Below are 19,750 nucleotides of genomic sequence, written 5' to 3'. Positions count from 1 at the left end.
GCCGAGGTCGCTTGGGGCCTGGCCGAAACCCACCACCACGCCGCGCCTAATTAGTCGTCTGCGCTGAAATCTAGCTTACGGGATGCCGTCTCGGGCGTCAAGCATGCGGCACACGCGCTGCCCACGAGTTCATGCGCGGGAGACTGGTCCTGCACCGCGTGGCGCGCTTGACCGCGCACCCGCCCGCCCCCATCATCTCGTCAGACTCCACGACACGATTTGGCACACGCGCTCAGAGCGGACTCGGCACTGGGGCGGCGCCAGCATGGCGGAAGGATTGAGACATGGGAGCCGCGAGACGGGGATTCGGCCTCGCCGGGGAATACCCCATCGAGTCGATCCGCGCAGCCGCGAGCGCCGCGGAGGCGCACGGGTACGACTCGTTCTGGTTGAGCCAGCCGCTGAGGGATCCCTCCCTCCCCAAGCTGTCCGACGTCGCGAGACGCACACAGCGGCTCGCGCTCGGCGTCGGTGCTGTGCCGCTGACCGACGACACCCCGCGGCAATTGGCGACGGAGATCCAGCGTCTCGGGCTCCCGCTGGACCGCTTTATCCTGGGCATCGGCAGCGGAACGGCACGTGGTGCGCTCGACCGCACCCGCGCCGGCGTCGACGAGCTTCGACGGTTGGTGGATGTCACGATCGTAGTGGCGCCGCTGGGACCCAAGATGTGCTACCTGGCGGGACAGGTTGCCGATGGCGTCTTGCTCAACTGGTTGACGCCCGAGTACGCCCGCACCTCGGCTGCCTGGATTCGGGAGGGCGCCGAGTCGGTGGGCCGCCCCACGCCGATGATCCTCGCCTACGTCCGGTGCGCGCTCGGCAGAGACTCGCTCCCGCGGCTGGAGCAGGAATGCGCCCGCTATGGATCGTTCCCGCACTATGCCGCTCATTTCCGGCGACAAGGCGTCGAACCAATCCAGACCACCATCCTCGCCGAAGGGGAAGCGGACCTGCAGGAACGCCTGAGCGCGTATGAGGCGGTGCTGGATACGGTCATCGTCCGCGCCATCACCCCGTCCGATACGCCCGAGCAGGCCCTCGCGGTCCTCGCGGCCGCGAGGCCGACGCCGCCCGCGTCGGCTGGTCACCCGGTGGGACGATAAGGGGATTAGGGCAACCCGCCACGCCCAGCGGCGCCTTGCGAGCGGGCGCGGGGTCGCGTACCCTCTCGCGCGGAATGGTGCCGGGGACGCGTGAGAGGAGGCCTGCCATGCCCGCGGACATCCACCGCTTTACGGTCGGATCGATTACCTGCACCCTGATCAGCGACGGCGGCGCGGCCTTCCCGGCGGCCTGGGTCTTCGCCGGGGCGCCGGAGGAGGAGCGGGAGCGCGAGCTGGCGGAGCGCGGCATCCCCGCGGACGTCCCGTCGAACCTGAACTGCCTGCTGATCGAGTGCGGCGGGCAGCGCATCCTGGTGGACACCGGCATGGGCCCCTTCGCGCCGACGACCGGGAAGTTGCAGGAGAGCCTGCGTGCCGCGGGGTACGAGCCGCCCGACATCGACACGGTGATCATCACCCACGCCCACCCCGACCACATCGGCGGCAACGTCGACGCCGAGGGCCGGCCCGCCTTCCCGGAGGCACGCTATGTCATGTGGGAGGGCGAGTGGCGCTTCTGGACCGATGAGACGGTCCTCAACCGCCTCGCGGCCGGGTCGATCTACGGCCTCGGGCAGCTCGAAGCGATGATGGCCGACTTCGCGCGGCGGAACCTCCAGCCGATCGCCGGCCAACTCGACCTCATCAACCGGCCAGGAGAGATCGCCCCCGGCATCGAGGCAATTCCGGCACCGGGCCACACCCTCTACCACATGGCCCTGGCCATCTCCTCCGGCAACGAGCGCGTGTTGCTCCCGATGGATGTCGCCCTCAACCCGCTCCACCTGGAGCGGCCCTCCTGGAGCGCCGCCTTCGATCAGGACCGCGCGCAGGCGGAAGCGACGCGGCGACGCTTCTACGCCGAGGCGGCCGCGGACGATGCGCTGCTGTTCGTCTACCACTTCCCCTTCCCCGGCCTCGGGCGCGTCACGCCGTACGGCGAGGGCTGGCGCTGGGAGCCGGAAACGGCCTAGTCGCCTGATACCGCGGAGCCGGGTTGCCCTGACACCCGCCACGCCCACGCGACCTGTGCAACACTTGGCCGGGCACCGCGCGGTGGCGGAGGGGTGCGGTGCGTGGAGGAGAGGAGCACATTGGTGGCGGCCCGGCTCGGCCAGATCCTCGGTGCGGTGGGGTACATCGCCGCGTTCGTCTTCGGCTACTTCGTGCTCGGCTTCCCGGACAGCTTCACCATCAGCCGGTTCGACCTGCAAGTTCAACTCTTCGCCCTCGGGTTCGCGCTGGCCCTGCTGGTCCGCTCCTTCTGGTCGGTCGTGCTGCTCCCCGCCACCGTGATCTTCGCTGTGGTCCTGGCCGGGATCACCGACGGCCTGATCGGGAACATGCAGCAGTTCGTCGCCTCCACATTCAACGCTGAGATCTTCCTGTTCGGCGCCACCGCGCTCGGCACCTTGCTCGGCACAGCGCTCCCACGGATCGCCCGCCGCATCTGGCGCGCGCTGTCCGAACCGGAGCTCTCCGAGCTCCAGCCCAAGGAGCCCCCGCCCGACGGCCATGAGCCGTCGGACACGCCCTGATCCGCCCTCGGGCGCCGCGGCCTTCGCCGCGCGTTCATGGAGCCGCCGCTGCGGCGGCAGGGACGCTCTTTCCGAAGCGGGGTCCGTCGTCGTCCATACCCCGCGCTGTGACCGCCTGAGGATGTCGCGCCCGATCCTCAGCGCGCCGATGGCGGAGACCGCCACGACAACGCGGGTCGCGATGAAGCGACGCATGCGTGAACGCTCGGCCCAGATCCTGCGATAGTTAGCACCAGGCAGAAGGATAGGCTACCGTGGCACTCGCCTTGCTGGAGCAGGGTTGTCTATCCCAAGGAAGCGTCCCCGGGAAGCGATGCCAGGGGAGCGCAAACGTATAGGAGCACCGCATGACCACCGGTACGGTCAAATGGTACGACCCGGAGAAGGGGTACGGGTTCATCGCGCGCGACGACGGGGATAGCGACCTCTTCGTTCACCGCAGCGCCATCACGGGTAGCGAACTGAACGAGGGTGACCGCGTCGAGTTCGATGTCAGCAGCAGCCCCAAAGGGCCGCGGGCCGAGCACGTTCGCGTGACCGAGCCGAATATGAACCCGCCGCGGCGCAGGCGCTACGCGTAGCGCGGTCATCTCGGGCTTCTCCGAATCAACGCCCTCACCCCCTGGCAGGCGACATACGACCGCGTACCTCTCGCGGCCGGCCGGACAGGCCAGGGGTCAGGGGCTGCCCGTCACACACCGGCGCGACCGCCCCTGGTCGCGCCGGTTTTCCGCGTACGACGATATCCCCGGGGGCACGACACGCCCCGTCCGGTCCCGGATCAGGCTGCTTGGTGGATGCGATGTGGCCGCGACCGGCCGTGGTTCCTAGGGTACGGCCTGGGCGATGAGGATGATGATCGCCAACAGCGCCACCACCGTGCCGATGGCGAAGAACAGAATCACATAGGGCATCAGGCCCATCAAATTCCGCAGCATCATTGGTCTCCTCCCGGTTCGGCGCGCGCCGACCCCCACACGCGCTACCTCCATTGTCGCATGTTCCTCACGCGAACGGCCAATGCCGACCGCGGCGGGACGTTTCGCCGCCGTCGCGGTGTTATGCTCCCTGAGAGGGGAACGCACCTGGATGGGTGACACCACTTGGGGGTGATCCCACGTCTCCGTGCCATCCTGGTTTCGGCCCCATTCTGAGCGGAGCGACGGATCTCCGGCCAGAGCGGCTGACCCAGCACGAGATCCTTCGCTGCGCTCAGGCTGACATGGACCGCTCAGGATGAGATGAGCTCAATCGTCTACCCATATTGGGCATGACCAGCGCGAAGTGAGGTGAGCGATGCGTATCGGGGTAATCCTGCCGCAGACCGAGATCGGCACCGACCCGGCCGTAATCCGGGAGTACGTGCAGACGGCGGAGGGCCTGGGCTATACCCATCTCGCCTGCTACGAGCACGTCGTCGGTGTCGACACCAGCACGCGCCCCGGCTGGACCGGGCCGTACACGGTCGACAGCCTGTTCCACGAGCCGATGGTCCTCTACGGCTGGCTCGCCGGGTTCACCAAGCTGGAGCTGGTGACCACGGTGGTGGTGCTCCCGCAGCGGCAGACGGTCCTGCTGGCCAAGCAGGCCGCCGAGGTCGATCTCCTCACCGGCGGGCGTTTCCGCCTCGGCGTCGGCGTGGGCTGGAACGAGGCCGAGTACATCGCGCTGAACGAAAACTTCCACAATCGCGGCCGGCGCATCGAAGAGCAGATCGAGGTGCTGCGCCTGCTCTGGACTCAACGCGTGGTCACCTACGAGGGACGCTGGCACACCCTGCCCGGCGTCGGCATCAACCCGCTGCCGATTCAGCGGCCGATCCCGATCTGGATGGGTGGGCGCTCGGAACCGGCCTACCGGCGCATTGCCCGGTTGGCCGATGGCTGGCAGCCACAGTTCCCGCCCACCGACGAAGGGCTGGAGATCGTCGAGCGGGTGCGCCAGTACGCCCGAGAGGCCGGCCGTGACCCCGCGACGCTCGGCCTGGAACCACGCATCACCATCGGCCAATCCACGCCCGATGAGTGGCACTGGCAGCTCGAGCGCTGGCAAAAGGCCGGTGCCACGCACCTGCTCATCAACACACTCGGCATGGGACTCGCCTCACCCCGCGACCACATCGCCGCTATCGAGCGGATCGCACGGGAGTTGGGTGTCGGTCGCGCCTGACCGAGCCTCCGTACCGTGGATCCACGCCACCGCTCGCTGCATGAGCGGTGGCGTGGATCCGTCGTTCACGCTCAGGTGAGTTTCTGAGCCGCGTTCGGGATCGGGGTCGGCAGGGTCCACTCCTCACCGCGTTCGGTGCGGATGTACTCGGGCCAGCGCAGATCGATCGGCGGGATGAAGTCCCGCGGCAGCAGCGGGGGTACCCACTTGGAGCCGCCGACGCCGCCGCCGGTGCGCTCGATGAACTCTGCCTTGGCGCGTTGGAGCTCGTCGGGCCGGGTCAGCAGATCCAGCAGCGTCGCCGCGATGGTCTTGCCCGCGACGAACATGCCCGGATCCACAACCTCCGACCGCCCACCCAGCGCCAGATAGGTCCAGTTCGGGTACTGGTACTGCGCATGCGGCGGCCGCAGGCGAGGGCGACCGGTCAGCAGCCGCACTGTGGGTGCGTGCCACATGTATTCCACGTAGTCGTCCGCGCCGATGTGGTGCTGCCACGCCGGGAGGCCGTGTCGCACGCGCTCCTCGTACTCCTGCGGCGGGAGCAGTTGCTCGACCTCGTCAGGGAATGGGTTGGCCATGGGCTCGAGTCCGAGATTCTCTTGGATGGCGCGGCCGAACTCCCGGGCGGCTTCGCTCAGCTTGGGTGGACCCACGAGCTCCAGATTCCGGTAGGTCAGGTCGGCCATCGCGTGGTTCGGCAGGCCCACCCGGGTCTTGGAGACCCACTGCACCGACACTTCGCACCCGGTCGCAGCAGCGGCATGGCGGGCATTGTTTTCCAGAATGCGGTAGATCTGTTCCTGCAGGCCAAGCGAGGGGGACCGCCACGCGTATTGAATCTGGCTGAACCGCGGCGGAAGGTTGTCGGCCGTCGCGTCGCCGGCAGCCAGGATGAACTCATTGATGGTCCAGCTACCGGTGTGCGGGAACATCGCCTCCTTGGTGTACTTGGTGGTGGTGTACATCAAGCAGAGCGCGTCGATCGCGCCCGGGCAGCGCGGCACCGCCCGAGGGCCAGCCTCTGCCGGGAGGAGCGACCGATCCGCCCACGCTTCCGGCTCAACACACTCGAAGGTGAACACGCAACTCCAGTAGGCGCCGAAGTGGGTATCCCACTCGACCGTGTTCTGCGGCCAGGGGTGGTAGGCGATGAAGGCGTCGAATCCGTCGTAGTAGCCCTTCGCGGCGTGGATGGGCTTTGAGCCGCACACCTTTTCGGCGGGCTCGCCGAAGAAGACGAGCGTGCCTTTGATCCCGTACTTCTCCATCGCCGCCTTGGCGGCCAGCATCCCGGTCAACCCCGCCACGCCGAGCATCGAGTGCGGATCGGTGTGGCCCGCGGCCCACGGGTGCAACCCTTCGCGCGGCGCCCGGTATGGCACCGGCTGCTGCGAGTTACCGGGGACTGCGTCGTACTCCGCATACGCGCCGAGCACCGGGCCACCGTCGCCGAACCGGGCGACGAAGGCGGTCGGCATGTCGCCGGAGCCCTCCTCCACTTCGAAGCCCTCGCTGCGCAGCAACTCGCAATACGCCCGCGCGGACTTGTACTCTCGCCAGGCTGGTTCCGCGTAGTTCCAGATCTCGAGGTGGAATTCGGACAATCTCTCCGCGTTGGCATCGACCCACTCTATCGCATGGGCCTTTTCGCGGTAACGCTCAGCCATGCATACCCCCTCGCTGCACTCGCCCGCCCATTGACAGGGACTTACGGCTCTGCTAGTGTTGTGTCGACTTTATACATCCTACAGCATACGTGACGAAGGGGCCAAGAGGCCAAGATGGTCTTTACTCCGCACAAGCGGACATCACTGCGTGAGCGCGTACTCCGCGATCTGCGCTCCGCGATCCTCCGGGGAGCGTTGCCAGCAGGAGAACGCATTTACGAGGGGAAGATTGCGGAGCAGATGGAGGTCTCGCGCGCCCCCGTCCGCGAGGCGCTCATGGCCTTGCAACAGGAGGGGTTGGTCACCCGGATCCCCAACAAGGGCGTGTTCGTCGCCCGGCTCACGAGGGCAGAGCTGTCGGAGTTCTACACCCTGCGTTCGGTCCTCGAAGAGTTCGCCATGGAACTGGCCATCGACCAGGCAACCGAGGCGGATATCGAACGGTTGCGTGAACGGCTCCAGGAGATGGCCGAGGCTGCGGAGGAGCGAAACAAGGCGGCGGTCTTCGAGGCTGATGCCGGCTTCCACCGCGCCCTGGTGCAGGCCTCGCATCACGCGCTGCTCCTGCACTTCTGGCGCCAAGTGCAGAACTTACTTCAGGTCCAGTACGTCACGCTCTTCCCGGTGATCTACCCCCTGAGTGAGGACATCGTCGCGCGGCATCAACTGCTGCTCGACGCGCTCCTCAGCGGGGATCCTGCCGAGGCGCGCGCCGCCATCCGGGAGCACATCGTGTCAGCCGGCGAACGACTGATTCAGGAGGGGAGACGTCAGGGACTGTTCACGTGATCCGTCCAGCGCGGCAGCGAGGGTGGAGATGAGTGATCGCGAAGGAGAGGGTTTCATGACCGCGGACCATCGGCAGCAGCCTCTGAAGGAGTCTGACCGGACGTGGGTGATCCCAGTCACCCGCCGTGACCTGTTGCGCTATGGCGGCAAGCTCGGCCTGATGGCGACGATGCTGTCCGCCGCCGGGGTGACCTTCGCCTGCGGTGGAGGCGACGAAGGATCCGACGCTCCGCAGGGTACGGCGACCAGCGCCGCATCCGGGGGTGGCGAAACCCCGGCAGCCGGCACCCCAGGCGCCGCTGCCGTCACCGCCGAGCCAGGCGGTGAAGCAACGCCAGGCGGAACGCTCACGATCGTGCGCGCGACGGATCCGCTCAACCTGCATCCGGGCATGAACAGTGGGCTGGCGGACATCGCGACCAACTTCCTCATCTACGACGCGCTGGTCATCCATGGTTTCGACGGCAAGATCTATCCCGCGCTCGCGGAGTCGTGGGAATCGTCCGATGACGGGACCGTCTGGACGTTCCACCTGCGGCAAGACGTGCGTTTCCACTCCGGGGAGCCTTTCACCAGCGCACACGTCGTCGATCACTTCCAGCGCTGGAAGGAGATGCCTACCAGCGCCAAGATCGCCCTCCTGGATTCGGTCGAGGCCCCGGACGACTACACCGTGGTGTTCACGTTGAAGTCGCCCACGCTGGTGTTCTTGAACAACATCAGCCAGACCGAGTGGGCCTATGGCTCGATCCCGAACATGAAGAAGGTCGAGGAGTTGGGCGACGACTACGGTGTCGTCGGTGTGGACGGTACCGGCCCCTTCAAGCTTGAAGAGTGGGTCAAGGACGACCACATCACCCTGGTGCGGAATGAGGACTACACCTGGGGGTCCCCGATCTACTCGAACACGGGACCCGCATACCCTGAGCGCATCATCTTCAAGGTAGTGCCGGAGGAAGCCTCCCGCTCGGCGTTGATCGAGACGGGCGAGGCCAACATGAACATCGAGGTCGCGGCCCGGGATGTCCAGCGCCTGTCGGATATTCCGGGAGTGACCGTGGCGTCCTTCCCGCGCCTCTCCTCCAACCACATCGGCTTCAACATGCAGCGCGAGCTCTTCCAGGACATCAACGTCCGGAAGGCGATCATGCACGGGATCAACCGCGAGGAGATCACCCAATTCGTGATGCACGGGCAGGCCGACCCGGCAGAGGGCTATCTCCACCCAGAGGTCGTCGGCGCCGCGCCGCGCGAGCAGACCCGGCCCCTCGTTGAATACAACCCCGACAAGGCGGTCCAACTGCTCGAGGAGTCGGGCTGGACCCTCGGCCCCGACGGCATCCGGGTGAAGGATGGGAAGCCGCTCTCATTCACGCTGTACCTGACGACGGAGCTGAACGAGCAGATCAACCAGGCGGTGCAGGCGCAGCTCCGCGAGATCGGTATCGACATGCAGGTTCGGCGACTGGAGGCGGCGGGCTACGACGACGCGACCAAGGCCGGCGAGCACGACGCGCGGTTCATCCCGATGATCTACTCCAGCGCGGACCACATGTATTTCTTCATCACCGATTCGATCCCATCCCCGAACACGACCTTTTGGAGCGATCCGAAGTTCGACGAGTTGTTCGAGAAGAGTCAGACGACGACCGACGAAGATGAGCGCATCAAGACCTTCCAGGAGATGGAGCTCTATCTCCTGGAGCAGGCCGTCGTCATCCCGATCCAGCATCTCAAGTGGATCTTCGCCTGGGACGACAAGACCAAGGGCACAACCTTCCACAATATCCACGGCATCTATAAGCTGATGGATACGTGGGTCGAGCAGTAGCTATGAATCAGCGGCTCGCGCGGCGGACTCCGCCCGCGGGCCGCGATAGAGCGCGAGGGGATGGGGAATGGCGGATCGCATTCGGATCGACGGGGGATTGATCGTCGCGTATCAGGACGGCGAGCACCGTATCCTCAGAGACGGCTGCATCGTCATCGAAGGGAATGAGATCCTCTACGTCGGCCGCCGGTTCGACGGGACGGTGAATCAGGTGGTCGACGCGCGCGGTCAACTCGTGACGCCCGGGTTCATCAACACCCACACGCACCTGTCCGAATCTCCCCTGGACAAGTCCTTCATCGAGGACCGCGGGCGCCGGCAGTTCGCCATGTCGGGGTTGGTCGAGATGCTCCCGGTCCGCGGGGCGGCCATCGACCCGGAGGGGCGCGAGGCCTCGGTCGACTACTCGATGGTCGAGCTGATCCGGACCGGCACGACGACGGTCATGGAGATCGGTGGGATCGGCGACTACGTCGCCGACGCGGCAGAGCGGGCGGGACTCCGCGCCTACATCGCCAACGCCTATCGCTCCGGACGCTGGTTGACTCGGGACGGCAAACGCGTCGAGTACGAGTGGAACGAAGAGGCCGGCCTGGAGGGCTTCCGGCGCGCGGTCGAGTTCATCGAGCGCATCGACGGTCGAGCGAACGGTCGCATCAAAGGTTTCCTCTCCCCGGCCCAGGTCGACACCTGCACCGAAGAGCTGCTGCGTCTGAGTCGCGAGGCGTCGGACAGCATGGGCGTTCCGCTGGCGCTGCACGTGAGCCAGTCGGTGTTTGAGTTCGATGAGATGGTGCAGCGCCATGGGCTGACGCCGGTCGAGTGGCTGGAGCAGATCGGTTTCCTGAGCGAACGCTGCATCCTCGGCCACGTCATCCTCATCGCGGGGAGCAGTTGGGTGCAGTTTGCCGGGGATGACCTCTCGATCCTGGCCCGGCACGGCGCCTCGGTAGCGCACTGCGTGTGGGTCTTCGCCCGCCGCGGCATCGCCATGGAATCGTTCCCCCGCTACCTCGAGGCCGGGGTCAACATGTGCCTCGGCACGGACACCGCGCCGCAGTCGATGATCGAGGCGCTGCGTTGGACCGCAGTGATCGGCAAGATCATGGCGCGGGACACCCAGAAAGCCACCGCCGCCGACGTGTTCAATGCCGCCACCCTGAACGCCGCCAAGATGCTCCAGCGGGATGACCTGGGGCGGATCGCCCCGGGGGCAAAGGCCGACCTGCTCTTCTGGAGCCTCGACACGCTGTTCATGGTTCCGGTGCGGGATCCGATCAAGAACCTGGTCTACAGCGCGACGCCCGAGGACCTGCGCCACGTGATGATCGACGGCCAGTGGGTGCAGCGCGACGGCAAGGTCCTCACGTGTGACGAGCGGAAAGCCTGCCAGGCGCTGCAATTCGCCGGTGAGCGCATGTGGGCCGAGATGGGCCCGGGCGACTGGGCCGGCCGCTCAGCCGACGAGCTCTCGCCCCAGACGTTCCGGCCCTTCGAGGGCTAGCGGAATCGGCCACTGTCCAGGCGCGGCGAACCCGGTCTGCTGGGTTTGCCGCGCCCATGTCGGAGCGGGTGCGGTGGACGGTGTGCCCCCGCACCACTCCGGCCGAACGAGGTTCGATGACTGCCTACATTATTCGCCGCCTGCTGACGCTCATCCCCACGCTGCTCGGCGTCTCCCTGCTGGTGTTCTCGATCACCCGGCTGACGCCCGGCGATCCGGTCCGGCAGATCGTCGGCCCCGATGCGCCTCAGCAGCGGGTTGATGAGGTACGCCAGCAGTTGGGCCTGGATCAGCCGATTCTCGTTCAGTACTGGAAGTTCCTCACCGGCGCCGTTCGGGGGGATCTCGGACGCTCCCTGCTCACGCGCCAGCCGGTTGTCAGGGAGATTCGAGATCGGCTGCCAGTCACGCTGAAGATCGCCACGATCTCGGTCATCATCGCGGTCGCGATCGGCATTCCGCTCGGGGTTATCTCTGCGGCACGGAAGTACTCCGCCGTGGATACACTCGCCACGTTGTTCGCGATCGGTGGCGTATCCATGCCACTCTTCTGGTTCGCCATCATGGCGATCCTGCTCTTCTCCATCAGGCTGCAGTGGCTACCCGTCGGCGGACTCCACGGCCCCATCTGGACGTTGGAGGGCATGAAGGCGTACGTGCTGCCCTGCATCACGCTGGCGCTCACGCCGATCGCCCTGATCGCGCGCCTCACGCGATCCTCCATGCTCGAAGTGCTTGACCGGGAGTACGTCACGGTCGCTCGCGCCAAGGGGCTCGAGGAGCGCCGGGTGATCATCCGCCATGCGCTGCGAAACGCGCTCTTGCCCGTTGTGACCTTCGTGGGTCTGCAGTACGGCTTCCTCCTCGGCGGCGCGGTGGTGACGGAGACGATCTTTGCCCTGCCGGGCGTGGGGCGCCTCGCCATCACGGCCATCAACCAGCGCGACTACCCCGTGATCCAGGGGGTTGTGCTCATGGTGGCCATGATCTTTACGATGATCAACTTGATCGTCGACGTGCTCTATGCATGGCTGGATCCGAGGATTTCCTATGCGTGATCAAGCGCTCCCTCGCAGCGGCTTTGACGCTCCGGGCGTTTCACCCCTTGCCGGGGCCCGAATCGCACGCTTTGTGCGCCGATTCAGCCGGAACCGACTGGCCATGGTCGGCCTGGTCATCATCGCCATCTTCCTCATCATGGCGATATTCGCTCCGTGGCTCGCGCCGTACGACCCGATCGCGCAAGACCTCCCGGCACAGCTCCAGCCACCTTCGGCAGCCCACTGGCTCGGGACAGACGACTTCGGGAGGGACATCCTGTCTCGCATCATCGTGGGCAGCAGGGTGTCACTCCTCGTGGGAGTCCTTGCCACGAGCATCGGCGCCACCTGTGGTACGTGCATCGGCCTGGCAGCGGGCTTCTACCGACGGCTTGACAACCTGCTCATGCGGATCATGGATATCCTGCTCGCATTTCCCAGCGTCGTTCTGGCCATCGCCGTCATCGCCGTCCTTGGTCCGAGTCTGTTCAACGTCATGATCGCGGTCGGGATCAACTCGATCCCGACCTACGCTCGGCTGGTGCGGTCGACGACGCTCTCGATCAAAGAGAAGGAGTTTGTTGAGGCAACGCGCGCGCTGGGGAGTGGAGACTCCCGCATCCTGTTCCGGCACATTCTTCCGAACTGCTTGAACCCCATCGTCGTCTACTCGACGCTGCAGCTCGGAACATCGATCCTCTCTGCCTCGATTCTCTCGTTCCTTGGGCTCGGGATTCAGCCGCCGAATCCGGAGTGGGGGCAGATGGTCAACGCGGGTCGCGGTTGGCTTCGCGATGCCCCTCATATCGCGACGTTCCCCGGACTGGCCATCTTCCTCGTCGTCATGGGATTCAACCTGCTCGGGGATGGATTGCGCGATGTGTTGGATCCCCGAACGAGCCGCGCCTAGGAAAGCACGCGCTGCCCACAGGCTGGAGTGGACGTCAGCCGGCGGCCGAGCCGGGTTCGGCTCGGCCGCGTCGCATCGGACGATTGGAGTGGCTATCCGTCGGCGTGGACGGCTACGGCCTCGCTTCCTGGAAGACGGTGCGGATCTTCTCCGGGGTGTAGGGCATGTCGAGGTGGGTGATGCCGAGCGGCTCCAGGGCGTCGATCACGGCGTTGGCCACTGCCGGCGTCGAGCCGATCGTCGCCGCCTCGCCGATCCCCTTGGCGCCCATGGGGTTCAGGTGCGTGGGCGTCTCGGTGTGGGCCGTCTCGAACACCGGGAGGTGCGTCGCCTTGGGGACGGCGTAGTCCAGCAGGGTGCCGGTCAGGAGCTGACCGTTCTCGTCGTAGCGCACCTCCTCCAGCAGCGCCTGGGCGATCCCCTGCGCCAGCCCGCCGTGGACCTGGCCCTCAACCAGCATCGGGTTCATGATGACGCCGCAGTCGTCGACTGAGACGTAGCGAAGGAGCTTCACCTCGCCGGTGTCCGGCATGAGCTCGACCACGGCGACATGGGTGCCGAAGGGGAAGGTCTCATCCTCCGGCCGGAAGAAGTCGGTCGTCTCCAGGCCCGGGGCGAGATCGGCCGGGAGGCTGCCGCCGTAGGCCTCGGCCGCGATCTGCGCCAGGGTGACCGACCGGTCCGGCGCACCCTTGACCCTCCACCGGCCGTCCGCCAGCTCGATGTCGTCGACCGACGCCTCCAGCATGGTGGCCGCGATCTGCTTGAGCTTCTCGCGGATCTTCTCGATGCTGAGCATGAGCGCCCCACCGCCGACGGCCAGCCCGCGGCTCCCCATCGTGCCGTTACCCTGGGGGGCCGTCGCCGTGTCGCCGAACTGGACGGTGATCTGGTCGAAGTCGGCGCCCAGGTAGTCGGCGACCATCTGCGCGAAGACGGTCTCCTGGCCCTGCCCCTGGGGGCAGATGCCGCTGTAGACCGTCACGGCGCCGCTGGGCTCGACCCGCAGGGTGGCGCTCTCCCAGGGGCCGAAACCGCAGATCTCGACGTAGGACGACAGGCCGATCCCGAGGTAGCGGCCCTGCTGGCGCGCCGCCGCCTGCTCCTGGCGGAGCTGCTGGTACCCCGACAGTTCCAGGGCCTTGTCCAGCGCCTTCTTGTAGTCCCCGCTGTCGTAGACCTCGCCCACGATCGTTGTGTACGGGAACTTCTCGGGCGGGATGAAGTTGACCCGCCGCACCTCGGCCGGGTCCAGCCCCGTCCGGTCGGCTATCAGGTCGATGACCCGCTCGATGTAGTAGGCCGCCTCCGGTCGCCCGGCGCCGCGGTAGGCGCCGACGTCCATGGTGTTGGTGCAGACACCACGGATGTGGAGGTCGATCGCCGGGATGTCGTAGCAGCCGACCACCACCAGCGACGTCAGGACGCCGAGGGAGGTGTCCTTGGGGAAGGCGCCCTGATCCTGGATCAGGTTCATGCGGTAGGCGAGGATCTTGCCCCGTCCGTCGGCCGCGACCTCGATGTCGGCGATCTGGGCACGACCCTGGTGAGTCGCCATCAGGTTCTCGCTGCGCGTCTCGATCCACTTCACCGGCCGCTGGAGGTGGTAGGCGATACCGGAGAGAATGAAGTCCTCAGCGTAGGCGCCGATCTTGACGCCGAAGCCGCCGCCCACCTGCGGCGCGATGACCCGCACCTGGTTCTGCCCGAGCCCCAGGTCCTTGGCGATGTCGTTGCGGTTCCAGTGCGGCGCCTGGGTCGAGGACCAGACGGTGACGCCGCCGGTCGCGGGGTCCGGCGCCGCCACGACGCCCCGCGGTTCCATCGGAATCCCGGCCAGCCGCTGGTTGATCATCCGCTGCTTGATGACCACGTCCGCGCTCTGGAAGGCGGCATCCACGTCGCCCCGCGTGCGGTCGTAGCGCATGGCGATGTTGTTGGGCAGTTCGTCCCAGAGCTGCGGCGCGCCGTCCTGCATGGCCGCTTCGGGATCGATCACGGCCGGGAGCGGCTCGTAGTCCACCTGCACGGCGTCGACCGCATCCCGCGCCTGGTAGTCGCTCTCGGCCACCACCGCCACCACGGCCTCGCCGACATGGCGCACGCGGTCGACCGCCATGGGGAAGGCCTGGGGCGACCTGGCGCCCTCCTGCACCGTTCCTGCGTCCTCGCCCTCACCGCCGATCTCATCGGTCGGCTTGAGGATGCCGCGGAGGTCCTGCCCGGTGATGACGGCAACGACGCCGGGCATCGCGCGCGCCTGATCCACGTTGATGCTCCGGATGCGCGCATGTGGGTGGGGACTGCGCACGAACGCGAGGTGGAGCATCCCCGGAATGCGCACGTCGTCAACGTAGGTAGCACGCCCCGTGATGAGGCGTGGGTCTTCCTTCCGGCGCACGCGCGCGCCGACAAGCCTGCTGAGCACCATGCGCGGCCCCCTTTTCGGTGTCGTCCGCCTCTTTCTGGGTCGATTGGGATGCGTTGAGACAGGGTGGTCAGCAGGAGGCATGCCAGCGATGCTGCGGGCCGGAAAGGTGCGACGGGGAGGGCAATGCCCTCCCCGTCGATGCCCCTTCCCGAGTGTGAGGATTACTTGCCGCTCTGGCGGATGGCCGTCCAGACCTTCTCGGCGCTGAAGGGGATGTCGAGGTGGGTGATGCCGAAGGGCTCGAGCGCGTCGATGACCGCGTTGGCCACCGCCGGGGTCGAGCCGATCGTCGCCGCCTCACCGATCCCCTTGGCACCGAGCGGGTTGATCGGCGTCGGGGTCACGGTCGCGTCGGTGTTGAAGGTCGGGAAGTAACTGGCCTTCGGGACGGCGTAGTCCATCAGGGTGCCGGTCAGGATCTGGCCGTTCTCGTCGTAGCGGATTTCTTCCCAGAGCGCCTGGCCGATGCCCTGCGCCAACCCGCCGTGAACCTGACCCTCGACCAGCATCGGGCTGATGCGCACGCCGCAGTCGTCCACCGAGTAGTAGTCCAGCAGCTTGACCTCGCCGGTGTCGGGGAAGACCTCGACGACGGCGACATGCGTGCCGAAGGGGAAGGTCTCGTCCGCGGGCTTGAAGAAGTTGGTCGCCTCCAGGCCCGGCTCCATGTCCTCCGGAATCTTGCCGCCGTAGGCCGCCCCGGCGATCTCGGCCAGGGTCACGCCGCGGTCCGACCCCTTGACCCGATACTTGCCGTCCGCCAGCTCGATGTCGTCGACCGAGGCCTCCAGCAGGTGCGCCGCGATCTTGAACGCCTTCTCGCGGATCTGCTCGACGGAGAGCATGAGCGCGCCGCCGCCGACGGCCAGCCCGCGGCTACCCATCGTGCCGTTGCCCTCGGGCGTGTTGCTGGTGTCACCGTGGTGGACGACCACCTGATCGAAGTCCGCGCCGAGGTTGTCGGCGATGATCTGGGCAAAGGTCGTCTCCTGCCCCTGACCGTGGGGCGAGATGCCGGTGTAGACCGAGACCGAGCCGGTCGGCTCGACGCGGACGTGCGAGCTTTCGAAGGGGCCGAAGCCGCAGATCTCGACGTACGAGGCGAGGCCGATCCCGATGTACCGCCCCTGCTTGCGGGCTTCCGCCTGCTTCTGCCGGAGCTGCTGGTAGCCCGATACGTCGAGCGCCTTGTTCAGCGCCTTGGCGTAATCGCCGGAGTCGTAGCGCTCGCCCGTGACGGTCGTGACCGGGAACTTGTCGGGCGGGATGAAGTTGACCCGCCGGACCTCGGCCGGATCCAGCCCGGTGGCGTCGGCCACCAGGTCGATGGCCCGCTCGATGTAGTAGGCCGCCTCCGGGCGCCCGGCACCGCGGTAGGCGCTGACCGGCATGGTGTTGGTCAGGATGCCCATCGCACGCGTCTCGATGGCCGGGATGTCGTAGCAGCCGACGGCCATCGAGGTGGTGGTGGGCGCCAGGTAGGCGCCGCGCGCGTCGGCCCCCTGGTCCTGCATGACCGTCATGCGGTAGGCGAGGATCTTCCCGTTCTTCTCGGCCGCGACCTCAATGTCCGCGATCTGCGCCCGGCCGTGGTTGGTTACCTGGAAGTTCTCGCTGCGGGTCTCGATCCACTTGACGGGCCGGTTGATGATCCGGGTCAGGACGGCGAGGATGAAGTCTTCCGGGTACGGCCCGATCTTAACGCCGAAGCCGCCGCCGACCTCGGGCGCGATGATCCGTACCTGGCTCAGGCCCAGCCCGAGCACCCCGGCGATCGCCTTCCGGTTCCAGTGCGGCGCCTGGGTCGAGGACCAGACGGTCACACCGCCCGTGGACGGATCGGGCGCCGCCGCCACAGCGCGCGGCTCCATGGGCACGCCCGAAAGCCGCTGGCTGACGATGCGCTGCTTGACCACCACGGGCGCGCGCTCGAACGCGCCGGCGACATCGCCCTGCGTGTGGGTTACGTCCACCGCGATGTTGCCAGGCTTGTCGTCGTAGAGCTGCGGCGCGCCCTCGGCCATCGCCGCCTCAATGCTCGCCGCCACCGGAAGCGGCTCGTAGTCCACCACGACCGCATCCCGCGCGTCGCGCGCCGCGTACGCCGACTCGGCGACGACGACGGCGATCGGCTCGCCGAGATAGCGAACCCGATCCGTGGCCAGGGAGGTGAAGGCCCCCTCGACGGCCCCCTTCTGGAGATCGGCCGCCGTGTAGACGCCGAACACGCCCGGCATCGCCGCGGCCTGCGAGGTGTCGATCCCGGTGATCCGGGCATGGGCGTACACGCTGCGGACGATCGCGACGTGCAGCATGCCCGGGAGCCGGAGGTCGTCGACGTAGGTGGCTCGTCCCGTAATGAGCCGCGGATCCTCTTTGCGCCGGACCCGCGCGCCGACATATTCGCTGATGACCAAGCTCGCCATACCCGCTCCTTCCCTACCCAACGACAGCGCTCGCCCGCGCCTTCGCCTGCGCCCTCCGCTGCCGATTCGGGTGCGGGGCTATTGTAACGGTGCTTCCCATTATCGTCGATAGGTGAGCGTGTCGGCGCACCGAGCGTAGAATTACATTTCGTCACACAGGTCAGCCACCACGGCACGCGTGAGCCGCACGATGTCGTGCGGGCGGATACGGAGCATGGTGCGATCGCTGCCGCCCCCGCCGAACACGACCGCTTCGTCGAGCACGGCGCGGTCGACCACCACCGGCACCGGTGTGAGGTGTCCCACCGGCGGGGTGCCGCCCGGCTCGTAGCCGGTGAGGTCGCGCACGACTTGCGGCGGCGCCAGCTTCGGCTGGCGCAGTCCGGTCACGGCGGCCAGCCGAGCGCGGCTGACGCGCGCCGTCCCACGCACGATCGCCAGCACGCAGTCCCCGTCCTTGCCCTGGAAGAGGAGCGACTTGACGATCTGATCCGGGGGTACGCCCAGCGCCTCCGCCGCTAGTGGGACGGTGGGTGTCGGTTGGTCGGGGAACAGGATTTCCGCGTCGACGCCGTGCTCGGCGAGGTAGCGCGCCAGGCGGTCCGGGCCGGTCTGCGGCCCCTCGCCGGGGTTGGGCGGCTGGGCCGCCCCGTCAGCCTTCCACGGTGATGATCCGCGCATGGAGCACTGCCGCAGGCGTCTGGATCTCGACTTCCTCGCCCTCACGGTGCCCGAGGAGGGCACGACCGAACGGGGACTCGTTGGAGATACGGCCGGCTGACGGCTTCGCCTCGACGGCGCCGACGATGGTGTACGTTTCCTGCGCGCCGTCGATCTCAATCGTCACGGTCGAACCGAGCCGCACGACGCGTGCATCGCCGTTGGGTGCCTCGTCGATCACCTCGGCGCGGCGCAGGATATCCTCGATCTCGCGGATCCGCCCCTCGATGAAGGCCTGGTCGTGCTTGGCCGCGTCGTATCCGGCGTTCTCGCGGAGGTCCCCCTCCTCGCGCGCCGCCTGGAGCGCCTGCGCGATCTCCACACGCCGCCGGTTTACGAGATCGTCCAGCTCCTCCCGGAGCGCCTGAAGACCTGCCTTGGTGATGGGAATTCGCTCCCGCTGCATAAGCCCGTTCGCTCGCTTCCCGCGCTATCTGCGTGCTTACTCGCCTTGACGTCTACAAAATGAGAGGCAGCGATACCAATCGCCGGCGTCGCAACCCCCGGCGGTTGGACCGCTTGCCCTGGCGCGTAGGCAAAACTTTACACCTCCAGCGTCTCGGCTGCAACCGGTGTGCCAGCGGCCCGGCGCTCCCGCCGCGCACCGGGATCCGGCCTCCCACACGCGACTGCTTGCAGGGCCGGGTCTGGCGAGCAGTCTCTCCTGCGTGCGACACTGGCGGGGGTGGAAGGAGGTGACACGTGGCACAGTGGGGAACGGTCGCCATCATCGGCGCCGGAACGATGGGCCGGCAGATCGCGCTGACGCTGGCCGGGAGAGGCGTCCCGGTCCGCCTCTACGATCCCGCACCTGACGCGCTCACCGCCGCGCGCGATCGCATCGCCGCCGACGCCCCGCAGTTGGTCGAGGAGGGCTTCTTCTCCGGCCCCGCCGACGCCATCAGCGAGCGCGTCACACCGGTCGCGACGCTGGCCGAGGCGGTGCAGGGCGCCTGGCTCGTCATCGAATGCGCTCCCGAGCGGCTGGAGCTCAAACGGGCGCTGTACGGTGAGCTGTCGGCGCTCACCCCGCGGGACGTGATCCTCGCCACCAACAGCTCATCCTTCCGAAGTCGCCTGCTTGCGGACGCCACCCAACACCCGTCGCGGCTCCTCAACACCCACTTCTACAACCTCCCCTGGCAGCGCAGCGGCGTGGAGCTGATGACCTGCGGGCAGACCGACCCGGCCGTCATCGACCGCGTTGAAGCCTTTTTGCGGGATGTCGGCTTCGTGCCGGTCATCGTGCGCGGCGAGAGCACCGGCTTCATCTACAACCGGATCTGGCGCGCCATCAAGCGGGAGAGCCTGCGTGTGGTTGCCGAGGGTCTGGCGACCCCGGAGGAGGTGGACCGCCTCTTCTGCCTGGCGATGGGCACGCAGCTCGGCCCCTTCGGGCTGATGGACCGCGTCGGCCTCGACGTGGTCGCCGACATCGAGCGGCACTACGCGGCGGAGTCCGGCCGGCCCGAGGACGGGCCGCCGGCCTTCCTGGAGGAGATGGTGCGCGCCGGCCGGCTTGGCATCAAGACCGGCCACGGCTTCTACGACTACCCCGACCCACCCTTCACCCGCCCCGCCTGGCCCCCCCCCGAGGCGGCGGGGATAAGACCCCC

General features: G+C 67.4%; 16 protein-coding genes. 11 read left to right on the top strand and 5 right to left on the bottom strand.

The window, feature by feature from the left end; translation table 11 throughout:
- Window positions 1-284: 284 nt before the first annotated feature.
- The 5 genes from IRZ30_RS01570 (at window position 285) to IRZ30_RS01550 (ending at window position 4,813) form a co-directional block, all read left to right on the top strand.
- Window positions 285-1,106 (top strand): LLM class flavin-dependent oxidoreductase, encoded by an 822-nt coding sequence (locus IRZ30_RS01570; RefSeq protein WP_294082189.1) that lies wholly within the window; start codon window positions 285-287, stop codon window positions 1,104-1,106.
- Between the two features lie 107 nt (window positions 1,107-1,213).
- On the top strand, window positions 1,214-2,080 hold the full coding sequence (locus IRZ30_RS01565) for an MBL fold metallo-hydrolase (RefSeq protein ID WP_294082187.1): 867 nt from the start codon (window positions 1,214-1,216) through the stop codon (window positions 2,078-2,080).
- Window positions 2,081-2,203: 123 nt separating this feature from the next.
- A complete protein-coding gene (locus tag IRZ30_RS01560; RefSeq protein ID WP_294082185.1) occupies window positions 2,204-2,644 on the top strand; it encodes a hypothetical protein in 441 nt (146 codons plus the stop codon).
- A 347-nt stretch (window positions 2,645-2,991) separates the two neighbouring features.
- Complete coding sequence (locus IRZ30_RS01555; RefSeq protein WP_294082183.1) at window positions 2,992-3,225, top strand: cold-shock protein; 234 nt, start codon at window positions 2,992-2,994, stop codon at window positions 3,223-3,225.
- 715 nt (window positions 3,226-3,940) lie between these two features.
- Window positions 3,941-4,813, top strand: coding sequence for an LLM class F420-dependent oxidoreductase (locus IRZ30_RS01550; protein ID WP_294082182.1), 873 nt, complete (start codon window positions 3,941-3,943; stop codon window positions 4,811-4,813).
- Between the two features lie 71 nt (window positions 4,814-4,884).
- Here IRZ30_RS01550 and IRZ30_RS01545 read toward each other — a convergent pair whose 3' ends face one another.
- Complete coding sequence (locus tag IRZ30_RS01545; RefSeq protein WP_294082180.1) at window positions 4,885-6,483, bottom strand: M20/M25/M40 family metallo-hydrolase; 1,599 nt, start codon at window positions 6,481-6,483, stop codon at window positions 4,885-4,887.
- 114 nt (window positions 6,484-6,597) lie between these two features.
- Here IRZ30_RS01545 and IRZ30_RS01540 point away from each other — a divergent pair, with 114 nt between their 5' ends.
- From IRZ30_RS01540 to nikC, 5 genes are all read left to right on the top strand, one after another.
- A complete protein-coding gene (locus IRZ30_RS01540; protein ID WP_294082178.1) occupies window positions 6,598-7,272 on the top strand; it encodes a GntR family transcriptional regulator in 675 nt (224 codons plus the stop codon).
- Window positions 7,273-7,327: 55 nt separating this feature from the next.
- The gene (locus IRZ30_RS01535) at window positions 7,328-9,103 is read left to right on the top strand and encodes an ABC transporter substrate-binding protein (protein ID WP_294082176.1); all 1,776 of its coding nucleotides are present in this window, start codon (window positions 7,328-7,330) and stop codon (window positions 9,101-9,103) included.
- A 67-nt stretch (window positions 9,104-9,170) separates the two neighbouring features.
- Window positions 9,171-10,607: a chlorohydrolase family protein gene (locus IRZ30_RS01530; protein ID WP_294082174.1), complete on the top strand. Its 1,437-nt coding sequence runs from the start codon at window positions 9,171-9,173 to the stop codon at window positions 10,605-10,607.
- Window positions 10,608-10,723: 116 nt separating this feature from the next.
- Window positions 10,724-11,665 carry an ABC transporter permease gene (locus IRZ30_RS01525; protein ID WP_294082171.1) on the top strand — a complete coding sequence of 314 codons (942 nt, stop codon included), beginning with the start codon at window positions 10,724-10,726 and terminating at the stop codon, window positions 11,663-11,665.
- Window positions 11,631-12,557, top strand: a complete 927-nt coding sequence (gene nikC, locus IRZ30_RS01520; RefSeq protein WP_366945306.1) for a nickel transporter permease — start codon at window positions 11,631-11,633, stop codon at window positions 12,555-12,557. Before IRZ30_RS01525 ends, nikC begins: the two co-directional genes overlap by 35 nt.
- Window positions 12,558-12,669: 112 nt before the next feature.
- Here the strand turns inward: nikC and IRZ30_RS01515 are convergent, their stop codons facing one another.
- The 4 genes from IRZ30_RS01515 to greA all read right to left on the bottom strand — a co-directional run bounded on the left by IRZ30_RS01515 (window position 12,670) and on the right by greA (window position 18,540).
- The gene (locus IRZ30_RS01515; protein WP_294082166.1) at window positions 12,670-14,988 is read right to left on the bottom strand and encodes a molybdopterin cofactor-binding domain-containing protein; all 2,319 of its coding nucleotides are present in this window, start codon (window positions 14,986-14,988) and stop codon (window positions 12,670-12,672) included.
- 161 nt (window positions 14,989-15,149) lie between these two features.
- Window positions 15,150-17,414, bottom strand: coding sequence for a xanthine dehydrogenase family protein molybdopterin-binding subunit (locus tag IRZ30_RS01510; RefSeq protein WP_294082164.1), 2,265 nt, complete (start codon window positions 17,412-17,414; stop codon window positions 15,150-15,152).
- A 141-nt stretch (window positions 17,415-17,555) separates the two neighbouring features.
- A complete protein-coding gene (locus IRZ30_RS01505) occupies window positions 17,556-18,095 on the bottom strand; it encodes an aminoacyl-tRNA deacylase (protein WP_294082162.1) in 540 nt (179 codons plus the stop codon).
- Complete coding sequence (greA, locus tag IRZ30_RS01500; RefSeq protein ID WP_294082160.1) at window positions 18,067-18,540, bottom strand: transcription elongation factor GreA; 474 nt, start codon at window positions 18,538-18,540, stop codon at window positions 18,067-18,069. The genes IRZ30_RS01505 and greA overlap by 29 nt, the downstream gene beginning before the upstream one ends.
- A gap of 296 nt (window positions 18,541-18,836) precedes the next feature.
- Between greA and IRZ30_RS01495 the strand changes: the two genes are divergently transcribed.
- The coding region (locus IRZ30_RS01495) for a 3-hydroxyacyl-CoA dehydrogenase family protein (protein WP_294082158.1) at window positions 18,837-19,750 on the top strand (914 nt) is incomplete at its 3' end.

Source organism: Sphaerobacter sp., assembly GCF_019683595.1.
Lineage (GTDB): Bacteria > Chloroflexota > Chloroflexia > Thermomicrobiales > Thermomicrobiaceae > Sphaerobacter.
This window is presented reverse-complemented; position numbering and strand designations above follow the sequence as displayed.